The following is a 21,235-nucleotide window of genomic DNA, read 5'->3' as shown; positions in this document are numbered from 1 at the left end:
GCGTTGGGGTCTCCGGCAGCGGGGATGAGCGACTCTGATTTGCCTGATGCTAACGCCGTTGGTTGCGGGCGCAACGCGCCTGCTGTAACCGGCCGCTTTCGACGGGGGAGCCGACATGGCGACGTCTACGCCGCCAGTGGCGATCATCATGGGCAGTCGATCCGACTGGCCGACCATGAAACTGGCCGCCGAGGCCCTCGACGCCTTGGGCGTGGCCTGGTCCGCCCAGGTCGTCAGCGCCCACCGCACGCCCGCCCGCCTCTACGAATTCGCCGCCTCGGCCAAGACGAAGGGCTTCAAGGTCGTCATCGCGGGCGCAGGCGGCGCAGCGCACCTGCCGGGCATGGCCGCATCCATGACGCCGCTGCCGGTGATCGGCGTGCCGGTCCAGTCCAAGGCCCTCAGCGGCCTCGACAGCCTTCTGTCGATTGTCCAGATGCCCGGCGGCGTGCCGGTCGCCACCGTCGCCATCGGCGAGGCCGGGGCCAAGAACGCCGGCATCCTGGCCGCCCAGATCCTGGCCTTGAGCGATACTGGCGTCGCCGAGCGGCTGGACGCCTACCGCCAGGCGCAGACCGACGCCGTCTCCGACACGGTCGAGGACTGATGGCGGACGAGCGCCTGCCCCTTCAGCCAGGCGCCACCATCGGCGTCATGGGCGGCGGCCAGCTGGGTCGCATGATCAGCCAGGCCGCATCGCGCCTCGGCTTCGACGTCGTCGTCCTCGATCCTGAGGAGAACAGCCCGGCCGGACGTGTCTCACGTGGCCAGATCGTCGCCGCCTATGACGACCCGACGGCGCTGAATGTCATGGGCCGCGTCTGCGACGTCGTCACCTTCGAGTTCGAGAACGTGCCCGCCGCCGCCGTCGAGGCTCTGGCCGCCGGCGGCGCGCTGGTGGCGCCCGGCCCGACAGCCCTGGCCATCGCCCAGGACCGTGTCGACGAGAAGACCTTCCTCAACGCCGTCGGCGCCCGAACGGTCGATTTCGTCGCTGTCGAGAGCGCGGGCGACATCGTCGCCGGCTTGGAGCGTCTGGGCGCCCCCGCCCTGCTGAAGACCCGCCGCGACGGCTATGACGGCAAGGGCCAGGTCTGGGTCCGCAAGGCGTCCGAGGCCGCGCACGCCTTCGCCGCCATCGGCGAGCGTCCCGCCATCCTGGAAGCCCGCGCCCCATTCCAACGCGAGTTGTCGGTCATCTGCGCGCGTGGGTGGGACGGAAAGGTCGCCGTCTATCCGCTGGGCGAGAACACCCATGCGGGCGGGATCCTGCGCACCACCGTCGCCCCCGCCGTCACCGACGCCGCAACCCAGCGCCGGGCCAAGCGCATCGCCCGCGCCATCCTGGACGGCCTGGACTACGTCGGCGTCCTGGGTGTCGAGCTGTTCGACCTGGGCGACCGCCTGCTGGTCAATGAGATCGCCCCGCGCGTCCACAACACCGGCCACTGGACCCAGGACGGCTGCGTCTGCGACCAGTTCGAACAGCACGTTCGCGCCATCGCCGGTTGGCCGCTGGGCCCCACCGCTGCTCACGCCCGAATCGAAATGACGAACCTGCTGGGATCAGAGGTCGACCGGTGGTCGCGACTGGCGGGGCGCGCCGACACGCGCCTGCATCTCTACGGCAAGGTTGAAGCACGGCGGGGCCGCAAGATGGCGCACGTCAACCGCATCCTGCCGCCCGTCGCCGACTGACGCGTTTTGACGTAGGGCCGCCAGCAGACAGGCGGCCGAACACAGCACAATCATCACCAACCTCGCAAATGCGAACCAGTCGCAGGTTTGCGCGATCCGGCGCCCTGTGCAAGCGTTGCGTGGACGCACGACGGAGGGATGCATGCGCGAGGACGGAAAGCTGGACTATCTGGAGCTGCCCTCCGGCGCGACCGAGGCGTCCAAGCGTTTCTACGGCGACGCATTCGGCTGGACCTTCGTCGACTACGGCCCGACCTACGCTGCCTTCAACCAAGGTCTGGACGGCGGCTTCGACGCCGATCCGGCCGAGCGTCCCCGCGCGCCCCTGCCTGTCCTCTACGCCCACGACCTCGAGGCCATGCTGAAGTCGGTCGAGGCGGCCGGCGGGCTGATCGTCCGGCCGATCTTCACATTCCCCGGCGGCCGACGCTTTCATTTCAAGGACCCCGACGGCACCGAACTGGCGGTCTGGTCGGAGACCTAGACCACCGCCAAGGTCTCGACGCGTCCGCGCGGGGGGAAGCGGTCGATCCAACGGTTGAACGCCCGGCGTCCCGGCGTCTCGATGAAGCGGAACGTCAGGGCCGACAGCCCCACGATGGTCGCCAGAACACCGATCGCGGCCAGATCATTCAGCCAAACCGAGCCCAGGTCGATCGCGCGCCCGTCGATCAGCCCGTCCTGCTTGCGCGCCCATATCATCATCAGGATGATCACCAGCATGTGGTTCATGTAGATCGAATAGGACCACGTCCCCAGCGCCAGCAGCGGCCTGATCTTCAGCGCGCGCGTCACAGGCCCTTTCTCCTGCGCGAACGCCCAGACCGACAGTGCGAACACCGCCGGCGCCAGCACCGTCGCCGGTCCGGTCACGAAGCCGACGAAGATCAACGCCGCCAGCGCCGCCGCGCCCTGGATCCACGGCGCATGAGGTGCCGGCCAGGCCTTCCACGCGCGGTATGTCAGCGTCCCGATGAAGAAGCCGCACAGGGCCCGCGCCAGGCCGTAATTGTAGGTGGTGTTCATCCAGCGCGGCGCGAGGCTGACCACGACCACCGCCCCTACAACGGCGATGGCCGCCGCGATCCATCCGAACCGCTTCGGCGCGAACAGCAGGATGGCGGCGAACACCGCATAGGCCGCCAGCTCCACCGAGATCGACCACGCCGGCCCGTTCCACGTCAGGCTGTCGTGCAGGCCCAAGGCCTGGACAAGGAACAGGTTGCTGACGATGGCCTCAGGGATGCGGTCGCGCGTGAACGGCGTCACCGTGTCGAAGTCCAGCCAGACCCGCGTCAGTTCGATCGCCACAAAGGCAAGCAGGATCACGACGTGCAGCGGCCACACCCGCCCCCACCGCCGCCCGAAGAAGCGCAGGGCATCGCCGATTGTGGCGATCCGCCCGCCATAGCTGTGCGCCATGACGAAGCCTGACAGCACAAAAAAGAAGTCCACGAACAGATAGCCGTGCTGGACCACGCCCCAATGCCGGAAATGGCTGGCGATCGGCAGGTGGAACAGAACCACCATCAGCGCGCACAAGCCCCGAAGGCTGTCCAGCGCCTGAAACCGATGCGTCGCGACCGTCATGCGCGACGCCTTAGCGCGTTCATTTCAATCCGGATACGGGGCGCATCACGCGGCTGTGAAAAGGGGCGCTAGCCGTCGAGCTTGCCCGCCCGCGTCGCCGCCAGCGCCTTCTCGCACGCCTCGCGCAGCACCAGACCGTCGTCGGGCGACAGGCGAGTCAGGTAGACGCAGCCAACGCTGGCCGTGGCCTTGGCAAACTTGGCCACCGCCGACTCTCGGCCCTCGAAGTCGCCGAGATAGAGCACCAGGTTCGCCTTGCGCGGCGAGAAGGCGATCTCGGGCCAGTCGTTGCCTGACATCATCGTCGCGCCGAACCCCACGATCGACGGCCCCCACATCACGGGTTTCAAACCCGAAACCTCGCCCATCACCGCGCACACCGTCTGCGCATCCATTCGCCGTCCGGCCGGTTCGACGGCGGCGAGGAAGTCCTCAACCGAGGCGTCGGTCGGGCGGGTCTTGGGTTCGGCCATCTAGCTGTCCTTCGGCGACCATCCGGCGGGCGCCATCGCGAAGCCGGCGAAGTCGAACCCCGGCGCCACGGTGCATCCTACCAGCGTCCAGTCCCCCAGACTCCGCGCCGCCTGCCAGGCGCCCGTCGGCACCACCGCCTGCGGTCTCTGCCCCGTTTTAAGGTCCGGCCCCAGCATCACGCATCGCCGCCCCGCCGCATCGGCGATCTCCAGCTCCAGCGGCGCTCCGTCGTAGAAATGCCAGAGCTCGGCCGCGTCCACATGATGCCAGTGCGATCGCTCATCCGCCGTCAGCAGATAGTAGATCGCCGTCCCGACCGACCGCCCATCCACCTCGCGCGGATCGCGGAACGTCTCACGGTAGTGGCCGCCCTCGGGGTGAGGCTTGAGCTCGAGAACGCGGATGACTTCGGCGGCAGTGAGACGGTCGCTCACAGCCCCTTCACGATCCCCTCGACCATCTTCTTGGCGTCGGCGAACAGCATCATGGTGTTGTCGCGGAAGAACAGCTCGTTCTCGACCCCGGCATAGCCCGCCGCCATGCCGCGCTTGATGAACAGCACCGTGCCGGCCTTTTCCACGTCCAGCACCGGCATGCCGTAGATGGGCGACTGCGGGTCGGTCTTGGCGGCGGGGTTGGTGACGTCGTTGGCGCCGATGACGAAGGCGACGTCGCAGGCGGCGAACTCGGCGTTGATGTCCTCCAGCTCGAACACCTCGTCATAGGGAACGTTGGCCTCGGCCAGCAGCACGTTCATGTGGCCGGGCATGCGGCCGGCGACGGGATGGATGGCGTATTTCACCTCCACGCCCTCTTCCTTCAGCTTGTCGGCCATCTCCCGCAACGCGTGCTGGGCTTGGGCCACCGCCATGCCGTAGCCGGGGACGATGATGACCTTGGAGGCGTTCTTCATGATGAAGGCCGCGTCCTCGGCCGAGCCCTGCTTGACCGGCCGCGTCTCGACCGTCCCGCCGCCGCCCGCCGCCGCAGCGTCGCCGCCGAAGCCGCCCAGGATCACGGAGATGAAGCTGCGGTTCATCGCCTTGCACATGATGTAGCTGAGGATCGCGCCGGACGAGCCGACCAGCGCCCCGGTGATGATCAGGGCCACATTCTCAAGTGTGAAGCCCAGCGCCGCCGCGGCCCAGCCGGAATAGCTGTTCAGCATGGACACCACGACCGGCATGTCCGCCCCGCCGATGGGGATGATCAGGGTCGCGCCGAGGACCAGGCTGAGCGCGAACACGCCCCAGAAGGCCCAGGTCGCCGTTCCGCCCGACCCGACCAGAATGCCGATCAGCAGCACCAGCGCCAGCGCCAGACCGATATTGATCAGGTGGCGCGCCGGCAGGAGGATCGGCGCACCGCTCATGTTGCCGTTCAGCTTGGCGAAGGCGATCACCGAGCCGGTGAAGGTGATGGCGCCGATGGCGACGCCCAGCGCCAGTTCGATGATCGACTGGACTTTGATGCCGCCGGCGCCGTCCGCGATGCCGAACGCGCCCGGCGCGTAGACGGCGCCCACGGCCACCAGGCAGGCGGCCAGGCCGACCAGGCTGTGGAAGGCGGCGACCAGCTGCGGCATCTGCGTCATCTGCACCCGCCCGGCGATCAGGGCGCCGGCCCCGCCGCCCACGACCACACCGCCCACGATCAGGCCGGCCGTCATCAGGTCCAGCGTGCCGGATCCCCACAGCGTCAGCAGGGTCACGCCCACCGCGATGGCCATGCCGATCATGCCGAAGGTGTTGCCCTGCCGGCTGGTCTCCGGGCTGGACAGGCCGCGCAGGCTGAGGATGAACAACACCCCCGACGCCAGATAGGCCAGGGCCGCGATCGATGCGTTCATTGGGCAGTCTCCCCCTTGGCCATCATCACGGCTTGGGCGTCTCGGTGCGCGTCAGGCGCCACAGGGCGGCGGCCATGAAGAGCGGGCTGACGAACAGCAGGAACCAGTCCCAGACGCCGAACGCCTGATCCTTTGTCACCACGCGGGTCAGGATTCCGGCGAACAGCAGCACGATGCCGCTGTCCTGCAGACGCTGCTTGCGGATCGGGTGGCGCTCGGCGACCCAGCCCCACATCCACAGCCCCAGCCCCAGGCCGGTCGCGGCCCAGGACCCCAGCACGGCGATTTCGGGCGCCGCCAGCATCATGCCTTGGCGTCGGCTGCTGGCTTGGGCCGTTCCTTCTTCTTGTACATGGCCAGCATCCGTCGCGTGACCATGAAGCCGCCGAAGATGTTGACGCTGGCCAGGGTCACGGCCGCCACGCCCGCCGCCTTGGCGACCCAGCCGCCGTCGCTTGACGCCGCCGCGGCCGCGATCAGACCGCCGACGATGATCACAGACGAAATGGCGTTGGTCACCGCCATCAGCGGCGTGTGCAGCGCCGGCGTCACCGACCAGACGACGTAGTAGCCGACGAAGATCGCCAGCACGAAGATGGCCAGACGAAAGACGGTGGGATCGACGTGTTCCATCAGCTCTTCAGTCCCTCGTGCACGATAGCGCCGCCGTGCGTGACGATCGCCGCCTTCAGGATTTCGTCCTCCAGATCGACGGCCAGCGCTCCGTCCTTGATCAGCAAGCCGACGAAGGCGAATAGGTTGCGGGCGTACAGGGCAGATGCGTCCGCCGCGATCCGGCCCGGCAGATTGGACCAGCCGACGATTGTGACGCCGTTCGCGGTCGTCACGACCTCGTTCAGCTTCGAGCCTTCCACGTTGCCCCCGGCCTCTACCGCCAGGTCGACGATCACGGACCCCGGCTTCATCGAGGCGACGTGCTCGGCGCTCAGCAGCTTGGGCGCCGGGCGACCGGGGATCAGGGCCGTGGTGATGACGATGTCCTGCTTCAGGATGTGCGTCGCGGTCAGTTCGGCCTGTTTGGCCTGATACTCCGGCGACATCGGCTTGGCGTAGCCGCCGGCCGTCTGGGCGTTCTTGAACTCCTCGTCCTCGACGGCCAGGAATTTGGCGCCCAGGCTCTCGACCTGTTCCTTGGTGGCCGGGCGCACGTCGGTGGCGGTGACCACCGCCCCCAGCCGCCGCGCCGTGGCGATGGCCTGCAGCCCCGCCACGCCCACGCCCATGATGAAGCACTTCGCGGCGGCCACCGTGCCGGCCGCCGTCATCATCATCGGGAAGCCCTTGCCATAGGCGTTGGCCGCCTCGATCACGGCGCGATAGCCGGCCAGATTGGCCTGCGACGACAGCACGTCCATCACCTGCGCCCGCGTGATCCGGGGCACGAACTCCATGGCGAAGGCGGTGGCGCCGGCGCCCTTCAGCGCCCCGACCGTGTCCTTCTCGCGATGGGCGTCCAGCATGGCCACAACGATGGCGCCGGGCTTGAGTGCGCTGATCTCCGGCCCGGCGGGTCCGCGCACCTTCAGCAGGATATCGGCGCCCTCCAGCACCGCGCGCGTGTCCGGCTTCACGGCCGCGCCGGCCTCGATGTAATCGTTGTCGGGAATGGACGAGCCGGCGCCGACCCCGGCCTCGACCGAGACCGTCGCGCCCAGCGCGATCAGTTTCCTGACGGTTTCCGGCGTGACCGCGCAGCGGGTCTCGCCTTCACGGCGCTCGCGCGTGGCTGCGATGGCGATGGCCAATCGAATCTCCCCGTCCGTTGGACCGGGCCGACGTTAGGCGTTTTGGCGCGCGCGTCAAAACACGCGCTGTCGCACAGGCTCAGTGCGCGCGCTTGGACTTCAGCGCGAAGAAGCCGACGACGGCCAGGACGACCGCAGCGCCCAGGCCGGCGATGAAGCTGCCGCCCGGCTGGAACCACAGCACCAGGAACAGAAGGGCGCAGGCGATGGCCAGCGCGCCCCACTTCGACAACACCATGAAGGCCGAATAGGTCGCGGCCTGCTCGGTGATCTCCATCTCGCCGTGCTGATACGCAGCGGCGTCGTGGTCGGCATGGTCGGTGGTGGCGTGAGGATCGGCCATGTCGGCTTCCGTCTGGGGGGTGGAGTCGCGCTCTTATAGCCCGGCGCGCGCTGCGCTCAAGATGCGAAGGCCGCCTCGAACTCGTCGATCAGCCGCTCGAGCCGCCCACAGCCCGCGCGCCAGAAGGCCGGGTCGCGCGGGTTCAGGCCGAAAGGCTTCAGCGCCTCGACGTAGGTCCGCGTCCCGCCCCCGGCCAGAAGCTGGCGATACAGGGGCGTGAACCCTTCCGGATCGGCCCGCCGCGCCTCCATCAGCGCCGCCACCAGCAGATCCCCGAAGGCATAGGCGTACACATAGAAGGGCGAGTGGACGAAGTGGCTGACGTAGCTCCACCAGTGCTCGTAGCCGGCGTTCAGCTCGACCGCCGGGCCCAGGCTGGCCCCCATCTCCTCCAGCCAGATCTGCCCGATCCGTTCGGCCGACACCTCGCCCGTGACCCGCTCGTCATGGAAGCGGGTCTCGAAGCGGTGGAACGCGATCTGGCGCACGACGGTGTTCAGCCCGTCCTCAATCCGCCCGGCCAGCAAGCCCAGCCGCTCCTTCTTCGGCGCCGCTGTCAGCAGCCGGTCGAACGTCAGCCCCTCGGCGAAGATCGACGCCGTCTCCGCCAGCGTCAGCGGCGTATCGGCCAGCAACGTCCCCTGATCGGCGGCCAGGGTGTTATGCACGGCATGGCCCAGTTCGTGCGCCAGCGTCAGCACGTCGCGCCGCTCGCCCATGTAGTTCAGGAAAACATAGGGATGCCGGTTCGCGGTCACCGGGTGGCAATAGGCGCCGGACTGCTTGCCCGGCCGCGCCTGTCCATCGATCCACGGCTGGTCGAAGAACCGCCCGGCCCGATCCGCGAACTCCCCGCCCAGATCGCCGAAGCTGCTCAGCACCAGTTCGCGGCCTTCCAGCCAGTCGAACCGGCGCGGCCGGCCCGTCTCGATGGGGGCATTGCGATCCCACTGATCCAGCTTGGCCTTGCCCAGCACCTTGGCCTTCAGCGCATAGTAGCGGTGCGACAGGCGCGGATAGGCGGCGGCCACCGCCTCGGCCATGGCGTCCACCGCCTCGCCGTCGACCTCATTGGCCAGGTGGCGCGCGTCGGCCGGCCGCTTGAAGCCGCGCCACCGATCCTCCATCGCCTTGTCGGCCGCCACCGTGTTCAGCACCAGCGCCAGCGTCTGGCTGCGTTCGGCAAGCGCCGACGACAGGCCCTCGGCCGCCTGTTTCCGCACCGCCGGCTTCGGATGCGACAGCCGGTTCAGCCCTTCGGCCAGCGTCAGCCGCTCCTTGCCGGCCTCGACCCGCAGCGCCGCCAGCGTCTCGTCGAACAGGCGGGACCACTGCGCCGCGATGGGGCCATGCTCGGCGATGAAGGTCTCCAGCTCTTGCGACAGCTCATGCGGCTTCATCGCCCGCACCCGCCGCAGCCACGGCCGCCAGCGCGCGGCGCCTGCATGCGCCGCCAGCGCCGCCTCGACCTCGCCGTCCTCCAGCGCATTGATCTCCAGCGTCAGCCAGACGGTCGGCGTCGCGATCTCGCTGATCTTCGCCCGCACATCGGCCTCGAAGCCCTGCGCCTTCGGATCGTCCCGCTTGGTCGAGGCGGACAAGAATGCGTAGGCGCCCACCGCCCCCAGCCGCTCGTTGATCTGTTCGTACAGCAGGATCGCATGGTCCAGCACGGCGCCCAGCGCCTGCGGCGCCGCCCGCTCGCCGATCATCCGGCCCTGCAGGGCGCCCAGCTCGGCCACACCGGCCCGGGCCTTCTCCAGATCGCCGGACACCGCCGCCAAATCCGGCGCGGCGTAGAGGTCGGTCAGATCCCAGAGGGGAGCTTCGGCGGCGGGGTTTTTGACGAGAGCGTTCATGCTTCTGTTCTGGGGACGCAGCCCGCCCGGCGCAACCAGAGCCGCCTTGCCACACGCGCCGGCTCGGGCATTCTCACGCCAAATGCCGGGAACGCTCATGACCTCGCCTGACCCCAACGGCCGCAGCGGACTGTCCGAAGGCGGTTGGCGCGACACGGGCACGGCCCGCATCCTCATCGGCCTGGTCCAGGGCCTTGTGCTCGCCTGGCTGATCCACAGCGTGGAGCCTCGCGCGTGGCCCTCCACGCAGCCGCTGCTTTTTGCACCCCTGTTCCTGGTCGCCGCCTATCTTCCGGCCGTGCTTCTGGCCGGCGCCGGGCGCCTGCGATTGATGACCCTGCTGGTCTGGGGCGCGATCGCCGCCGCCATACTGGTGGTGCTGGGGCTCAGCGACGTGACCGGTCGGGTCATCGCCGACGGCGCCTCGCCGCCCTTCCTGGCGCCGCCCCTCTTCCCCTTCGCGGCGGCGGCGCTGTTCATCAGCCACCACCTGATCGCCCCAGCAGACCGGGAGCGGACCCTGCTGGCGTCCTACCCCGCCTATTTCGACACCGCCTGGATGGCGGGGGTCCAGCTGGCCCTGTCGATCGGCTTCACCCTGGCGTTCCTGCTCCTGCTGTTCCTGGGCGCGGCCCTGTTCAACGTCATCGGCCTTAGCTTCCTCGGCGACCTGTTGCAGAAAGCCTGGTTCACCGTCCCCGTCATGGGCGTGGCCTTCGCCCTGGCGGTCCAGCTGACGGACGTGCGGCCCGGCTTGATCCGGGGCGTGCGCTCCATCGCCCTGATGCTGCTGTCGTGGCTGCTGCTGGTCATCACCGTGCTGGTCGCCGGCTTCCTGGCCGCCTTGCCCTTCACGGGCATGGAGGGCCTCTGGGAGACCGGCAGCGCCACCGCTCTGGTGCTGGCGGCGGCGGGCGTGCTCGTCATCCTGATCAACACCGCCTACCAGGACGGCCAGCCCGACAATGTCCCGCCCGCCGTCCTGCGCGGCGCCGTGCGGGTCGCCTCGGTGCTACTGACCCCGCTGATCGTCATCTCGATCTGGGGCCTGAGCCTTCGGATCGGCCAGCACGGCCTGACGCCCGACCGGATCATCGCCGCCGCCTGCGTGGTGGTCGGCGTCGCATACGCCGCCGGATACGGCTTCGCGGCCCTCATACCCCTCCTTCGGCCGATCCCCTGGATGAAGCCGCTGGAGCGCACCAACATCGTCGCCGCCGTCCTGACGGTCCTGACCATCCTGGCCCTGTTCACGCCCCTGGCCGATCCGGCCCGCCTGTCGGTGCAGGACCAGATGGCCCGGCTGGAGCGGAGCGCGGTCGCGCCGGACAAATTCGACTACGCCTTCCTCCGCTTCGAAAGCGGCCGCACCGGCGAAGCGGCGCTGAAGCGTCTGGTCGCCTCGTCCAACCCCGAGATCGCCCGCCGCGCCAAGGAAGCTCAGGCGACCGAACAACCCTACGAACTACGCGAGGCGAGGCAGCCTCGATCACTGCCGATAATCGACGAGTGGCCGGAAGGCGTCATGCTGCCACGCGGCTTCGTCACTCCTGTGCCGAACACCGACCCTCGCAACAACTGCCAGATGGCCAAGGAATGCCTGGCGACCACCCTCGATCTGAACGGCGACGGTCGTGTCGAGGTGCTGCTGGCCACCGGCCAGGCCGTCGCCTTGTTCGCGAAAACCACCGACGCCGTCTGGGAGCACCAAGGCTCATATGTCCCCCAGGCTTGCGCGACCGACCGCAAAGTGGATCCGCGCGCCGCAATGAGGGATGGCGCGCTCAGAACCACGCCAGCGCCCTGGCCGCAGATATCCGCCGGTTCGCGGGCGCTTCCGCTGATGGAGAACGTCGATTGCGCGCGGCCGCCAGAGGTCGCGCCTTAACCCTCCGCTCACCACGCCTCCGAACCCGACCTTCACCTCAGGACCGTACAAACCGTCCCGAAACGAGCCAGTCGCGCCAAGACGACGGCCGGTGATGAAGGGGCTGTCCGATGGCCAAGACCGTGCTGGTGGTGGACGACGATCCGACCCAACGACGCCTGTTGCAGGCGGCGCTGGAGCGTGACGGCTATCAGGTGGCCCAGGCAGAGAACGGCGGCGACGCCATCGACCGTATGGTGCGTGGCGACGGCGCCGACGTCATCCTGCTGGACATGGTCATGCCCGGCCTGTCCGGCATGGAGACCCTGGCCGAGCTGCGCAGCGCGGGCGTCACGACGCCCGTCATCGTCCTGACCGCCAACGCCGGCGTCGACACGGTGGTCAAGGCCATGCAGGCGGGCGCCAACGACTTCTTCGTCAAGCCGGTCTCGCCCGAGCGGCTGATCGTCGGCGTCCGCAACGCACTTCAGATGACCCAGCTGACCGCCGAGGTCGGCCGCTTGACCAAGCGCGTCCAGGGCCGCTTCTCCTTCGACGACCTGGTCGGCTCAAGCCCCGCGATGCGGATGGTCAAGTCGCTGGGCGCCCGCGCCGCCAGGTCCTCCATTCCGGTGTTGATCACCGGCGAAAGCGGCGTCGGCAAGGAGGTCATCGCCCGCGCCCTGCACGGCGCCAGCGACCGCGCCGGCAAGCCCTTCGTCGCCGTCAACTGCGGCGCCCTGCCCGTCAATCTGGTCGAGTCCATCCTGTTTGGGCACGAGAAGGGCGCCTTCACCGGCGCCGTAGACAAAACCCTGGGCAAGTTCCGCGAGGCGGACGGCGGCACCCTGTTTCTGGACGAGATCGGCGAGCTGCCGCTGGACATGCAGGTCAAGCTGCTGCGCGCGCTTCAGGAGAGCGAGATTGATCCGGTCGGCGGCAAGCGCCCCGTCCGCGTCGACGTGCGCGTCCTGTCCGCCACCAACCGCGAGCTCAGCCGCCAGGTCCAAGCCGGCCTGTTCCGCGAGGACCTGTTCTATCGCCTGAACGTCTTCCCGATCGAAGCCCCGGCCCTGCGCGAGCGGCGCGAGGACATCCCGGCCTTGATCGACCACTTCATCACCCGCTTCAACGCCGAGGAGGGCAAGCGCGTCGCGGGCTGCTCGCCCGAGACCCTGGCGCTCCTGGCCGCCCACGACTGGCCCGGCAACGTCCGCCAGCTGGAGAACGCCGTCTATCGCGCCATCGTCCTGGCCGACGCGCCCTTCCTGCAGCCGCACGACTTTCCCGCCATCTCGGGCGTCTTCGCCCCGGAGCTGGAGGCCGCCTCAGCCCCGTCGGCGCCCAGCGTCGCCACCGTCACTCTGCCCCCGCCGCCCGAAGCGCCCATCCGCATCCTGGACGACCGTGGCCATCTGCGGACGCTGGAGGAGATCGAGCGCGACCTGATCCAGCACGCCATCGAGGTCTACGCCGGCCACATGAGCGAGATCGCCCGTCGCCTCGGCATCGGTCGCTCAACCCTGTATCGCAAGGTCCGCGAACAGGGACTGGAAGAGCACCTCAAGGATGCCGGCTGAGCACGTTAAGCGTCCCCGTCAACCATTGATCGAGACGCGCGGACCAGGCCTCGGGCCCATCTGACGCCGCCAGCAGGTCCTGCCGGATCTCCAGCTCGACATACGGCCGCCCATCCTCAAAGGCGTGGCGAGGCACCGTGTGGTCGGTCCCGTTCATGGCGTAAGGCTCATTGTCTCCAATGGTTAGAGCCCGATCCTCTTGCATCACCTCAAGCAAAAGGCGCGCGAAGGCGTCGTTCGACCCGTCGTGAAGCACGCCGGCCTGCCACGGCCGGTCGAACTCGTTCATCCGCGGCGTGAAGCTGTGCAGCGACACGAGCACCGTCGCCCGCCCGGCCATGTCTCGTGTGGCCAGAACCTCGGTGATCGCCGTCTGATAGGGGGCATGGATCGCCGCCACCCGCGCCTGCCGATCCGCTGCTGACAGCCCGACATTGGCCGGGATGGGCGTCCCGTCGCTGACCTCAGGGCAGGCGTCCGCCCGGTTCGGATCGCGGTTGCAGTCTATCACCAGCCGCGAATAGGTCTGGCTGATGAAGGCGGCGTCCAGCCGGTCCGCCAGCGCCTCGCCCAGAGCCTGGATGCCGATGTCCCAGCCGATGTGGCGCGCCCGTTCGGCGTCGCTGACGCCGAGATCACCTAGGGCATTTGGGACACGGTTGCCGGCATGATCGCCCAGCAACAGGAACGGTGACGCTCCATCGGCATTGTAAATCCGCGTTGGAGGGGGGTCATTGGGGCCGAGCAATCCTGCGCGCGCCTCGACCGAACTCTCCGCCATGCCTGTCCTCTCCATTTCTCACGTCACGACCTACCGGTATCGCCAGCCGGTGTCCTTCGACGAGCATCGCATCATGGTGCGTCCGCTGGAGAGCTATGACCAGCGCCTGATCGACGCTGAACTGGTCATCACCCCCGAACCGAACGAGCTGCGTTGGGTTCAGGACGTCTTCGGCAACGCCGTCGGCATCGCCCGCTTCGACCGCCGCGCCACCGAACTGCGCTTCGACAGCCGCGTGAGCATGGAGCACACGCCGGTCGAGCCTGAGCGCATCGACATCGAGGCCTACGCCCGCGACTATCCCTTCACCTATTCGTCCGAAGACATGCCCGACCTGCTGCGCTCCATCGAGCGTCAGCATCACGACCCCTTCCGCCAGATCGACCACTGGGCCCGGACCTTCCTGGACAAGGACAGTCGCACCGGCACCCTGCGTCTGCTCAGCGACATGACCCGCGCCATCAAGCGCGACTTCACCTACATCCCCCGGCCCGAGAAGGGCGTGCAGAGCCCGCTGGACACGCTGATGAAGCGCGAGGGCACCTGCCGTGACTTCGCCGTCCTGATGATCGAGGCGGTGCGCGCCCTGGGCTTCGCCGCCCGGTTCGTCTCCGGCTACGTCTATTCGCCCAGCGTGACCGAGGGACGCGTGGGCGGCGGAAACACCCACGCCTGGGTCCGCATCTTCGTCCCCGGCTCCGGCTGGGTCGAGTTTGATCCGACCAACGGCATCATTGGAAATCGCGGCCTGATCCGCGTCGCCATCGCCCGCGACCCCTATCAGGCGACGCCGCTGTACGGCACCTATCGCGGCTTCCCGGGCAGTTTCATCGACATGGACGTAGCCGTGGACATATCGGTCCACGCGGACCAAGAGCCGCAGGCCGGGATCTCCAAGCCTTCCAGGGTGTTGCCCAAGTCTTCCAAAGAGTTGCACTGACCATGCTGATCCGCACCGGCTACGACATACGCTTCGAGACCGAGACGCCGACGCCGATGATGGCGTTGCTCAGCATCCATCCCTCGCGCCACCATGACCTGCGCACCACCCACCGCATCGTCGCCACCCCCGACGTCCCGATGTTCGACTATCAGGACAGCTTCGGAAATACGGTCACGCGTTTCACCGTCCCGCCCGGCGGGCTGAACCTGTCGTGCGATATCGTGGTCCAGGACAGCGGCCTGCCGGACCCAGTCAACGCGGACGCCGTCCAGCACCGCGTCGAAGACCTGCCGGAGGAGGTGCTGATCTTCCTCCTCGGCAGCCGGTACTGCGAGACTGACCGGCTGCTGGAGACCGCCTGGAGTCTTTTCGGCGGCGTCGAGCCCGGCTGGAAACGGGTCCAGGCCATCTGCGACTACACGCATGACCGCATTGAGTTCGGCTATCACCACGCCCGCGCGTCCAAGACCGCCTGGGACGCCCACAACGAGCGTGCCGGCGTCTGCCGCGACTTCGCCCACCTCGCTATCACCCTGTCGCGCTGCATGAATATCCCGGCGCGGTACTGCACCGGCTATCTGGGCGACATCGGCATCCCGCCCGTGGACGCGCCGATGGACTTCTCCGCCTGGTTCGAAGTCTATCTGGGCGGCGCCTGGCACACCTTCGACGCCCGCCATAACAAGCCCCGCATCGGCCGCATCCCGATGGCGCGCGGCCGCGACGCCACCGACGCCGCCCTGACCACGGCGTTCGGCCAGGCGCGTCTGACGCGCTTCGAGGTCCACACCGACGAGGTTCAGTCGATCTGAGTCTTCGGCGGCGCCCTGCGCTGTCCCCAGCGCGGTTTGGGCGTCTCACCCTTCGCCTTGGCCGTGATCTCTTTCAGCTTGCGGCCCTGCATGGCCGACAGCGCCTGACCCGGCGCGCCCTTCTCCGGATCGGCGAAGGCGCGGCCATGTTCCTTGATCCGGTCTCCGACCGATTCGATGAACTCGCCCTCCCATTCCGACAGGGCGATCCCGGCCTTGTCGGCCGCGCGCTTGGCCCGCTTCAGGGCGTTCAACGCCTTGCGCTGCGCCGCCTTGCGCTCGGCCTCGAAGGGATTTTCGGGCGGTTTTCGCTGCATCCTTTGTCCGTTCAACCCGGCGGAAGCCGGGACCCAGTCCGAGCGGCGCGATCACGCTGACACGTCGGGTTTCGAACACCAAACGCGCCTGATGCGGCTCTCACTGGGTCCGGCTTCCGCCGGGATGAGCGGATATGGAAGTCAGACCTCGCCGAGCGCCGAGAGATAGAGGTCCAGAATGGCCTCTTCCTCCTGCCGCTTGGCCTTGTCCTGCTTGCGGATGCGCAGGACCTTGCGCAGCGTCTTGACGTCGTAGCCCTCGCCCTTGGCCTCGGCGAAGACCTCCTTCTGGTCGGCCATCACCGCCTGCTTGTCCTCCTCGAGGCGCTCGAGACGCTCGACGATCGAGCGAAGGCGGCCTTGCGCAGAAGAGTTCAGGACGTCCGGGCTGGCGTCAAAGGATGCGTCGTCGGCCACGGGAAACTCCGGTCAGGCGTAAAGGGACAGTCGCGGACTGCTAACCATGCCGGGAAGGCCGGCTCAACGTCGCGCACGAAAAAGGCCGCGGACGAACGCCCGCGACCTGTGGATAGGCTTAAAGATAGGCTGGCGCGCGCGACTCAATCGCGCGCTGCTTGCGCCCTTTTAGCCCTGCTTCGCCTTGAAGCGCGGGTCCGTCTTGTTGATCACATAGACGACGCCCTTGCGGCGCACGACCTTGCAGTCGCGGTGGCGGGTCTTCAGCGACTTGAGCGAGCTACGGACCTTCATGGTCGTCGTCCTGAGGCAAAGCGAAATAGAAAAGCCGCGGGACGAGCCTGCGGCGGAGCGGTGCGTATAGAGAGGCGAGTCGGAAACGTCAACAGAAACGCTGCCGCCGCCACGACGCTTTTCAAAACAACGACCCGATCAAGTTGACCACACCCGCGCTCAAGCAGCGAGCCGCCGCGCGGCGAGCGATAGCGCACAAACGAAGGAAAGGATGGAGGCCTGGCCTCCGAGTTGAACGGAGGGTTTGCGGGGTTGCACCCCCGCCGCGTCGCCCCTCCGCCACCAGGCCGTGTTCCGAGGTCGACGCCATCATGCCGCCACGGGATTACGGTCAGGTTTCCAGACGTGGTTAGGCGTTCCTAAGCGTCGCGACCCACATTGTGCGGCAACGCTTTGTCCGTCCGCGCGCTTTACCGTCCGGGGCTAATCGGGGAAAACGCCATCATCATGCGAGCCAGCTTTCGACTTCTGCTGATCGGCGCGGTGGCGGCCTGCGCGCCCATGCTGCCCGAGGCCCCGCCGATCCTGCCGTCGCCGCCCGCGCCCCAGGGCCCCGCCCCTGCCCCCGTGCCCGCGCCGTCCAACCAGACGGCCGAGCAGACGGCGGCCGACGCCGCCGGTTTCGAAGGCTGGAAACAGGGCTTCCTCTCGCGTCAGGGCGGGGCCCGCCGCGCGGCCTATGAACAGGAACTGGCCGGCGTGACGCCCGACGCCAGCGTCATCCGCCTGGACCGCAACCAGCCCGAGTTCTCGCGCCCCGCCGGCGCCTATGTCCAGAACGCCGTCACCGCCGTCCGCATCGCCCAGGCCAAACAACGCGTCGATCGCGTGCCGTGGCCGGTCGTCCAGCGCTATGGCGTGCCCAGCGAGATCCTGGTTGGCGTCTGGGCCCAGGAAAGCGCCTTCGGTCAGGTCCAGGGCGACTATGACGTGATCCGCTCCCTCGCCACCCTCGCCTACGACGGCCGCCGCCGCGAATGGGCCGAGGGCCAGCTGAAGAACGCGCTCGACATCGTCATCGACGGCCGCCGCTCGCGCGCGGGCCTCAAGGGCAGCTGGGCCGGCGCCATGGGCCAGACCCAGTTCATGCCGGACAGCTATCTGCGCCTCGGCGTGGATCAGGACGGCGACGGCAAGGTCGACATCTGGTCCACGGACGCCGACGCCCTGGCCTCCGCCGCCAATCTGCTGGCCACCGAAGGCTGGAAGCGCGGCCAGACGTGGGGCTACGAAGTCATCCTGCCCGCCGGCTTCGACTACGCCGAGGCGGAGGGTCCAAAGCATCCGTGGAGCTATTGGGCCCAGCGCGGCGTCCGCCTGGCCGCCGGCGGCGCGCCGACGTCCGACGAGGCCGCCGAGGGCGCGGCCATCCTACTGCCCCAAGGGGCGCGCGGCCCGGCCTTCCTGGCCCTGCCGAACCACTACGTCATCCGCAAATACAACAACTCGGTCAGCTACGCCCTGGCCATCGGCCTGACCGCCGACGGCATCGTGGGCAAGCCGGCGCTGACGGGGACCTGGCCCAATGACGCACCCCTGTCCCGCGACCAGCGGATCGGCGCCCAGTCGGCCCTGACCCGCCTCGGCTTCGACACCGGCGGCGTGGACGGCGTCGTCGGCGCCAACACCCGCGCCGCCCTGCGCCGCTGGCAGGTCGCCAACAACCGCTTGGCTGACGGCTATCTGACCGCCGACCTGGCGGATGAGCTGGTGAGGATCGCGAACTAAAGTCCCTCTCCCAGAGGGAGAGGGCTTGAGCGCCTGGGAGCGCAGCGATCAGTCTTGCGCGAAAAGGTGAGGGGTATGCCCTCACCTGTTAGCCGCCCACCCCTCACCCTTTCGGCTTACCCAATCGCCTTCGGCTCTTGGAGCCTCAAGCCCTCTTGCTCTGGGAGAGGGTATCCGTCTCCCCATTTGCCTTCCCCCGCGTCGCCCCGCTAAGCGTAGCGAAACAAAACGGAGGCGACCCCATGGCCATTCCCGCTTCGCTGCAGTCGGGGCTGACGCTGCCCGTCATCGCCGCGCCGATGTTCCTGGTCTCGGGGCCGGAGCTGGTCATCGCCTGCTGCAACGCCGGCGTCATCGGCACCTTCCCGTCGCTGAACCAGCGGACCACCGAGGGCTATCGGGAGTGGCTCCAGCAGATCAAGGCCGAGAGCCAACCGGGCGCCGCCGCCTTCGGCGTGAACCACATCGTCCACCCCACCAACACCCGCCTGATGGCCGACCTCGAGGTCACGGTCGCCGAGAAGGTGCCGCTGGTCATCACATCGCTGGGCGCCGTGCGCGATCTGGTCGAGGCGGTCCACGGCTACGGCGGCGCGGTCTTCCACGACATCGCCAATGTCCGCCACGCGAAGAAGGCCGCTCAGGCCGGGGTCGACGGCCTGATCCTGGTCGCCAACGGCGCCGGCGGCCATGCGGGCGTGGTCAATCCCTTCGCCCTGGTCGAGGAGGTGCGCGGCTTCTTCGACGGGACCATCATCCTGTCGGGCTGCCTATCCACCGGCCGCGACGTCGCCGCCGCCCGCATGATGGGCGCCGACTTCGCCTATCTGGGCACGCGCTTCATCGCCACGACCGAGAGCCGCGCCCAGCCGCACTACAAGGACATGATCGTCGAGGCCGGGTCGATGGACATCACCTACACACCCGCGGTCTCTGGCATCCCGGCCAACTTCCTGACGCCGTCCCTGCTCGAGAACAACATCGATCCCAAGTCCCTGCCCGAGCACAAACTGGACATGGGCGAGGAGGCCAAGGCCTGGAAGACCGTCTGGTCCGCCGGCCAGGGCGCGGGCGCCATCGGCGACATCCTCCCGGTCGCCGATCTGGTCGACCGAATGCGCTCCGAGTTCGATGCCGCGGCCGACGCCTTCATGGCCGCACGGTCGATCTTCGCGGCCTGATCCCGCGCCAAGCCTTGCAATACGACTGCGCCGCCCCATCTAGGGATCGTCGACCTCTTTCTGCGTAACGCCGCTGCCCTTCGCACGTTCGCCTAGGTCCCTAGCCGATCCCATTCAGACACCCGACAGGCGCATTGGGATTTCTCCCGGCGCCCATGCCTAACGGAGGTCCGAAAATGGCTACCGGCACAGTGAAATGGTACAATCCCACCAAGGGTTATGGCTTCATCGCCCCTGACGACGGCGGCAAGGACGTCTTCGTCCACGCCTCTGCTGTCGAGGCGTCCAGCCTGGGCTCGCTCGGCGAAGGCCAGAAGGTCGGCTTTGAGGTCGAACGCGACGCCCGCAGCGGCAAGGAATCCGCCGGCCGCCTTCAGGCGGTGGAGTAGGATCGCTCGGACGATCCCAAAGGCTCATGAGCCAGCCGCCATCGCCTTTGAAGGTGAAGTGGTGAAGCTGCTGCCACTGGGCGTCCGTCGCGTCCGGCTTGCGAACGGCCACCTCATCACGGTCTTGCCGAAGCTCGGCCGACCGATGGATGTCTCCCTGATCGGAGATCGCGTGATGGTCGAGATCGACTTCAATCAGCTGAAGGGCTGGCGCCTCGCGCGCCGGCCCTGAAGCCTCCTTCGAAAGAGGCCCACGATGACCCCGCTTGCCGAAAAACTGCCGACGATGACCGATCCCGACCTCGTCACCCTGCATGCCAACGCCACGCGCCTGGTCGAAACCGGCTCGGTCTCTCAGGTCACGGCGGCCGACGAAATCCTGCCGCTGATCAACGCAGAGGTCGCTCGCCGCGCCGCCCTGCCCTCGACCGCCGCCCCCAAGAAGCGCGCGCCGGCCAAGAAGAAGGTCCCGCCCGTCACCGGTCACCAGACCGCGCTGCCTGCGCGATAACGCGGCCTGACGCGTCGCCACGGATGCTGTCGTCGCACTGTCGCAAAACTGTCGAAAACGGGTTAGGGCGTACGGCATTCGCCGGGACCCCTCATGATCCGTTGCCTGACCATCATCTGCGCGCTCGCCGCCGTCGGCATGCCGGCGGCGGCTCAGGACCAACCGTGGAGCTTTGCCTTTGGTGCGGCGTCCGACAATCGGTCCAAGGACGTCTCCAAATCCGACCTGGGCGCCTATGTCTGGGGTGAAGCGGAATGGGGCGCCGCTTCGGGCCTCTACGCGGGCCCGGCCTTCGAGACGATCGACGCGGGCGGCTCGCGGCTGGAGCTTTCGCCCAGCGCCGGCTTCCGCACCGAGCGCCTGGGCTTCGAGTGGGACGCCAACGTCGCCTACAAATATCGCGTCGACGCCGACCCCGGTTATGACCACGACGCCTGGGAGTTCACCGCCGACGCGGCGCGCGCGATCGGCCCCGTGAAGGGGCGTGTCCGCCTGCAGCACTCGCCGGACGGGACGGGATCGACCGGCGCCTGGACGTGGGTGGCGGCCCGCGCCGGCGTGACGCTGGCGCCGAAGCTGAAGGCCCAGGCCGAGATTGGACACCGCAGCCAGGAAAACGCGCCGGACTACGTGGGCTGGAACGTGGGCGTCGAATACGCCGTCAGCCGCCAGGCGTCGGTCTCCCTGACTTATTACAGCACCGACGCCGACGCCGACCTCGCCGGTCGTCAGTATGAAGACGCCCTGGTCGCCGGGATCGCTTTCGGCTTTTAGCCGGCGGCGGTCGGCGCTGCGGCCTGCGGCCGGTTGCCGCGCGATCGGTCTTTAGGCATCCG

Annotated in this window: 26 protein-coding genes; 13 read left to right on the top strand and 13 right to left on the bottom strand. The window is 68.2% G+C overall.

The genetic code is table 11. From position 1 onward, the window contains the following. Nucleotides 1-115 precede the first annotated feature (115 nt). The 3 genes from purE to ASG17_RS07190 all read left to right on the top strand — a co-directional run bounded on the left by purE (nt 116) and on the right by ASG17_RS07190 (nt 2,182). Nucleotides 116-607, top strand: a complete 492-nt coding sequence (purE, locus tag ASG17_RS07200; RefSeq protein WP_056101130.1) for a 5-(carboxyamino)imidazole ribonucleotide mutase — start codon at nt 116-118, stop codon at nt 605-607. After that, the gene (locus ASG17_RS07195; protein ID WP_056101127.1) at nt 607-1,698 is read left to right on the top strand and encodes a 5-(carboxyamino)imidazole ribonucleotide synthase; all 1,092 of its coding nucleotides are present in this window, start codon (nt 607-609) and stop codon (nt 1,696-1,698) included. The genes purE and ASG17_RS07195 overlap by 1 nt, the downstream gene beginning before the upstream one ends. Before the next feature lie 142 nt (nt 1,699-1,840). Continuing rightward, nucleotides 1,841-2,182: a VOC family protein gene (locus ASG17_RS07190; RefSeq protein WP_056101124.1), complete on the top strand. Its 342-nt coding sequence runs from the start codon at nt 1,841-1,843 to the stop codon at nt 2,180-2,182. Here the strand turns inward: ASG17_RS07190 and ASG17_RS07185 are convergent. From ASG17_RS07185 to ASG17_RS07145, 9 genes are all read right to left on the bottom strand, one after another. After that, nucleotides 2,179-3,288, bottom strand: coding sequence for an acyltransferase (locus ASG17_RS07185; protein WP_056101121.1), 1,110 nt, complete (start codon nt 3,286-3,288; stop codon nt 2,179-2,181). The genes ASG17_RS07190 and ASG17_RS07185 overlap by 4 nt on opposite strands. 68 nt (nt 3,289-3,356) lie before the next feature. Next, nucleotides 3,357-3,761, bottom strand: a complete 405-nt coding sequence (locus ASG17_RS07180) for a DUF1801 domain-containing protein (protein ID WP_056101118.1) — start codon at nt 3,759-3,761, stop codon at nt 3,357-3,359. Next, entirely contained in the window at nt 3,762-4,196 is a 435-nt protein-coding gene (locus tag ASG17_RS07175) for a cupin domain-containing protein (RefSeq protein ID WP_056101116.1), read from the bottom strand. Further along, nucleotides 4,193-5,611, bottom strand: a complete 1,419-nt coding sequence (locus ASG17_RS07170; RefSeq protein WP_056101113.1) for an NAD(P)(+) transhydrogenase (Re/Si-specific) subunit beta — start codon at nt 5,609-5,611, stop codon at nt 4,193-4,195. The genes ASG17_RS07175 and ASG17_RS07170 overlap by 4 nt, the downstream gene beginning before the upstream one ends. 25 nt (nt 5,612-5,636) lie before the next feature. Continuing rightward, nucleotides 5,637-5,918 carry a hypothetical protein gene (locus tag ASG17_RS07165; protein WP_200935038.1) on the bottom strand — a complete coding sequence of 94 codons (282 nt, stop codon included), beginning with the start codon at nt 5,916-5,918 and terminating at the stop codon, nt 5,637-5,639. Beyond that, nucleotides 5,915-6,244 carry a proton-translocating transhydrogenase family protein gene (locus ASG17_RS07160; RefSeq protein WP_056101111.1) on the bottom strand — a complete coding sequence of 110 codons (330 nt, stop codon included), beginning with the start codon at nt 6,242-6,244 and terminating at the stop codon, nt 5,915-5,917. Before ASG17_RS07160 ends, ASG17_RS07165 begins: the two co-directional genes overlap by 4 nt. Further along, entirely contained in the window at nt 6,244-7,377 is a 1,134-nt protein-coding gene (locus ASG17_RS07155) for a Re/Si-specific NAD(P)(+) transhydrogenase subunit alpha (RefSeq protein WP_056101108.1), read from the bottom strand. Before ASG17_RS07155 ends, ASG17_RS07160 begins: the two co-directional genes overlap by 1 nt. A gap of 79 nt (nt 7,378-7,456) precedes the next feature. Continuing rightward, complete coding sequence (locus ASG17_RS07150) at nt 7,457-7,720, bottom strand: aa3-type cytochrome c oxidase subunit IV (protein ID WP_056101105.1); 264 nt, start codon at nt 7,718-7,720, stop codon at nt 7,457-7,459. A 56-nt stretch (nt 7,721-7,776) separates the two neighbouring features. Continuing rightward, on the bottom strand, nt 7,777-9,579 hold the full coding sequence (locus ASG17_RS07145; RefSeq protein ID WP_056101102.1) for a M3 family oligoendopeptidase: 1,803 nt from the start codon (nt 9,577-9,579) through the stop codon (nt 7,777-7,779). Between the two features lie 97 nt (nt 9,580-9,676). Between ASG17_RS07145 and ASG17_RS07140 the strand changes: the two genes are divergently transcribed. Together ASG17_RS07140 and ASG17_RS07135 are read left to right on the top strand one after the other, a co-directional pair. Further along, nucleotides 9,677-11,467 (top strand): DUF4153 domain-containing protein, encoded by a 1,791-nt coding sequence (locus ASG17_RS07140; RefSeq protein WP_056101100.1) that lies wholly within the window; start codon nt 9,677-9,679, stop codon nt 11,465-11,467. 110 nt (nt 11,468-11,577) lie between these two features. Further along, nucleotides 11,578-13,026 (top strand): sigma-54 dependent transcriptional regulator, encoded by a 1,449-nt coding sequence (locus ASG17_RS07135; protein ID WP_056101096.1) that lies wholly within the window; start codon nt 11,578-11,580, stop codon nt 13,024-13,026. On the opposite strand, the gene ASG17_RS07130 is transcribed toward ASG17_RS07135, so the two are convergent. After that, nucleotides 13,010-13,807 (bottom strand): N-formylglutamate amidohydrolase, encoded by a 798-nt coding sequence (locus ASG17_RS07130; protein WP_056101092.1) that lies wholly within the window; start codon nt 13,805-13,807, stop codon nt 13,010-13,012. The genes ASG17_RS07135 and ASG17_RS07130 overlap by 17 nt on opposite strands. Here ASG17_RS07130 and ASG17_RS07125 point away from each other — a divergent pair. Both ASG17_RS07125 and ASG17_RS07120 read left to right on the top strand, forming a co-directional pair. After that, nucleotides 13,806-14,747, top strand: a complete 942-nt coding sequence (locus ASG17_RS07125; RefSeq protein ID WP_056101088.1) for a transglutaminase family protein — start codon at nt 13,806-13,808, stop codon at nt 14,745-14,747. The genes ASG17_RS07130 and ASG17_RS07125 overlap by 2 nt on opposite strands. A gap of 2 nt (nt 14,748-14,749) precedes the next feature. Further along, nucleotides 14,750-15,562 (top strand): transglutaminase family protein, encoded by an 813-nt coding sequence (locus ASG17_RS07120; protein ID WP_056101085.1) that lies wholly within the window; start codon nt 14,750-14,752, stop codon nt 15,560-15,562. Here the strand turns inward: ASG17_RS07120 and ASG17_RS07115 are convergent. From ASG17_RS07115 to ykgO, 3 genes are all read right to left on the bottom strand, one after another. Further along, nucleotides 15,550-15,879, bottom strand: coding sequence for a hypothetical protein (locus ASG17_RS07115; protein ID WP_056101082.1), 330 nt, complete (start codon nt 15,877-15,879; stop codon nt 15,550-15,552). The two genes, ASG17_RS07120 and ASG17_RS07115, sit on opposite strands and share 13 nt — an antisense overlap. Nucleotides 15,880-16,020: 141 nt before the next feature. Next, entirely contained in the window at nt 16,021-16,296 is a 276-nt protein-coding gene (locus ASG17_RS07110; RefSeq protein ID WP_056101079.1) for a DUF2312 domain-containing protein, read from the bottom strand. A 168-nt stretch (nt 16,297-16,464) separates the two neighbouring features. Next, nucleotides 16,465-16,590, bottom strand: coding sequence for a type B 50S ribosomal protein L36 (gene ykgO, locus ASG17_RS07105; RefSeq protein ID WP_055832286.1), 126 nt, complete (start codon nt 16,588-16,590; stop codon nt 16,465-16,467). 447 nt (nt 16,591-17,037) lie between these two features. On the opposite strand from ykgO, the gene ASG17_RS07100 reads away from it, so the two are divergent. The 6 genes from ASG17_RS07100 (at nt 17,038) to ASG17_RS07080 (ending at nt 21,173) form a co-directional block, all read left to right on the top strand. Continuing rightward, on the top strand, nt 17,038-18,318 hold the full coding sequence (locus ASG17_RS07100; RefSeq protein WP_056101077.1) for a lytic murein transglycosylase: 1,281 nt from the start codon (nt 17,038-17,040) through the stop codon (nt 18,316-18,318). Nucleotides 18,319-18,560: 242 nt separating this feature from the next. Further along, nucleotides 18,561-19,499, top strand: coding sequence for a nitronate monooxygenase family protein (locus ASG17_RS07095; RefSeq protein WP_056101075.1), 939 nt, complete (start codon nt 18,561-18,563; stop codon nt 19,497-19,499). Between the two features lie 176 nt (nt 19,500-19,675). Beyond that, nucleotides 19,676-19,888 (top strand): cold-shock protein, encoded by a 213-nt coding sequence (locus ASG17_RS07090; RefSeq protein WP_056101072.1) that lies wholly within the window; start codon nt 19,676-19,678, stop codon nt 19,886-19,888. Between the two features lie 58 nt (nt 19,889-19,946). Next, entirely contained in the window at nt 19,947-20,120 is a 174-nt protein-coding gene (locus ASG17_RS15440) for a hypothetical protein (protein ID WP_156367757.1), read from the top strand. Nucleotides 20,121-20,144: 24 nt separating this feature from the next. Continuing rightward, nucleotides 20,145-20,399, top strand: coding sequence for a hypothetical protein (locus ASG17_RS07085; protein WP_056101068.1), 255 nt, complete (start codon nt 20,145-20,147; stop codon nt 20,397-20,399). A gap of 93 nt (nt 20,400-20,492) precedes the next feature. Beyond that, the gene (locus ASG17_RS07080; protein WP_082496145.1) at nt 20,493-21,173 is read left to right on the top strand and encodes a TorF family putative porin; all 681 of its coding nucleotides are present in this window, start codon (nt 20,493-20,495) and stop codon (nt 21,171-21,173) included. Nucleotides 21,174-21,235 lie beyond the last annotated feature (62 nt).

Origin of the sequence: Brevundimonas sp. Leaf363 (assembly GCF_001424025.1) — a bacterium.
GTDB lineage: Bacteria > Pseudomonadota > Alphaproteobacteria > Caulobacterales > Caulobacteraceae > Brevundimonas.
This window is presented reverse-complemented; position numbering and strand designations above follow the sequence as displayed.

What these genes read in the sequence shown, in the direction of transcription:
- purE (WP_056101130.1), top strand. Translation starts at nt 116, where the DNA reads ATGGCGACGTCTACGCCGCCAGTGGCGATCATCATGGGCAGTCGATCC.
- ASG17_RS07195 (WP_056101127.1), top strand. Translation starts at nt 607, where the DNA reads ATGGCGGACGAGCGCCTGCCCCTTCAGCCAGGCGCCACCATCGGCGTC.
- ASG17_RS07190 (WP_056101124.1), top strand. Translation starts at nt 1,841, where the DNA reads ATGCGCGAGGACGGAAAGCTGGACTATCTGGAGCTGCCCTCCGGCGCG.
- ASG17_RS07185 (WP_056101121.1), bottom strand. Translation starts at nt 3,288, where the DNA reads ATGACGGTCGCGACGCATCGGTTTCAGGCGCTGGACAGCCTTCGGGGC.
- ASG17_RS07180 (WP_056101118.1), bottom strand. Translation starts at nt 3,761, where the DNA reads ATGGCCGAACCCAAGACCCGCCCGACCGACGCCTCGGTTGAGGACTTC.
- ASG17_RS07170 (WP_056101113.1), bottom strand. Translation starts at nt 5,611, where the DNA reads ATGAACGCATCGATCGCGGCCCTGGCCTATCTGGCGTCGGGGGTGTTG.
- ASG17_RS07165 (WP_200935038.1), bottom strand. Translation starts at nt 5,918, where the DNA reads ATGATGCTGGCGGCGCCCGAAATCGCCGTGCTGGGGTCCTGGGCCGCG.
- ASG17_RS07160 (WP_056101111.1), bottom strand. Translation starts at nt 6,244, where the DNA reads ATGGAACACGTCGATCCCACCGTCTTTCGTCTGGCCATCTTCGTGCTG.
- ASG17_RS07150 (WP_056101105.1), bottom strand. Translation starts at nt 7,720, where the DNA reads ATGGCCGATCCTCACGCCACCACCGACCATGCCGACCACGACGCCGCT.
- ASG17_RS07145 (WP_056101102.1), bottom strand. Translation starts at nt 9,579, where the DNA reads ATGAACGCTCTCGTCAAAAACCCCGCCGCCGAAGCTCCCCTCTGGGAT.
- ASG17_RS07140 (WP_056101100.1), top strand. Translation starts at nt 9,677, where the DNA reads ATGACCTCGCCTGACCCCAACGGCCGCAGCGGACTGTCCGAAGGCGGT.
- ASG17_RS07135 (WP_056101096.1), top strand. Translation starts at nt 11,578, where the DNA reads ATGGCCAAGACCGTGCTGGTGGTGGACGACGATCCGACCCAACGACGC.
- ASG17_RS07125 (WP_056101088.1), top strand. Translation starts at nt 13,806, where the DNA reads ATGCCTGTCCTCTCCATTTCTCACGTCACGACCTACCGGTATCGCCAG.
- ASG17_RS07130 (WP_056101092.1), bottom strand. Translation starts at nt 13,807, where the DNA reads ATGGCGGAGAGTTCGGTCGAGGCGCGCGCAGGATTGCTCGGCCCCAAT.
- ASG17_RS07120 (WP_056101085.1), top strand. Translation starts at nt 14,750, where the DNA reads ATGCTGATCCGCACCGGCTACGACATACGCTTCGAGACCGAGACGCCG.
- ASG17_RS07115 (WP_056101082.1), bottom strand. Translation starts at nt 15,879, where the DNA reads ATGCAGCGAAAACCGCCCGAAAATCCCTTCGAGGCCGAGCGCAAGGCG.
- ykgO (WP_055832286.1), bottom strand. Translation starts at nt 16,590, where the DNA reads ATGAAGGTCCGTAGCTCGCTCAAGTCGCTGAAGACCCGCCACCGCGAC.
- ASG17_RS07100 (WP_056101077.1), top strand. Translation starts at nt 17,038, where the DNA reads ATGCGAGCCAGCTTTCGACTTCTGCTGATCGGCGCGGTGGCGGCCTGC.
- ASG17_RS07095 (WP_056101075.1), top strand. Translation starts at nt 18,561, where the DNA reads ATGGCCATTCCCGCTTCGCTGCAGTCGGGGCTGACGCTGCCCGTCATC.
- ASG17_RS07090 (WP_056101072.1), top strand. Translation starts at nt 19,676, where the DNA reads ATGGCTACCGGCACAGTGAAATGGTACAATCCCACCAAGGGTTATGGC.
- ASG17_RS07085 (WP_056101068.1), top strand. Translation starts at nt 20,145, where the DNA reads ATGACCCCGCTTGCCGAAAAACTGCCGACGATGACCGATCCCGACCTC.
- ASG17_RS07080 (WP_082496145.1), top strand. Translation starts at nt 20,493, where the DNA reads ATGATCCGTTGCCTGACCATCATCTGCGCGCTCGCCGCCGTCGGCATG.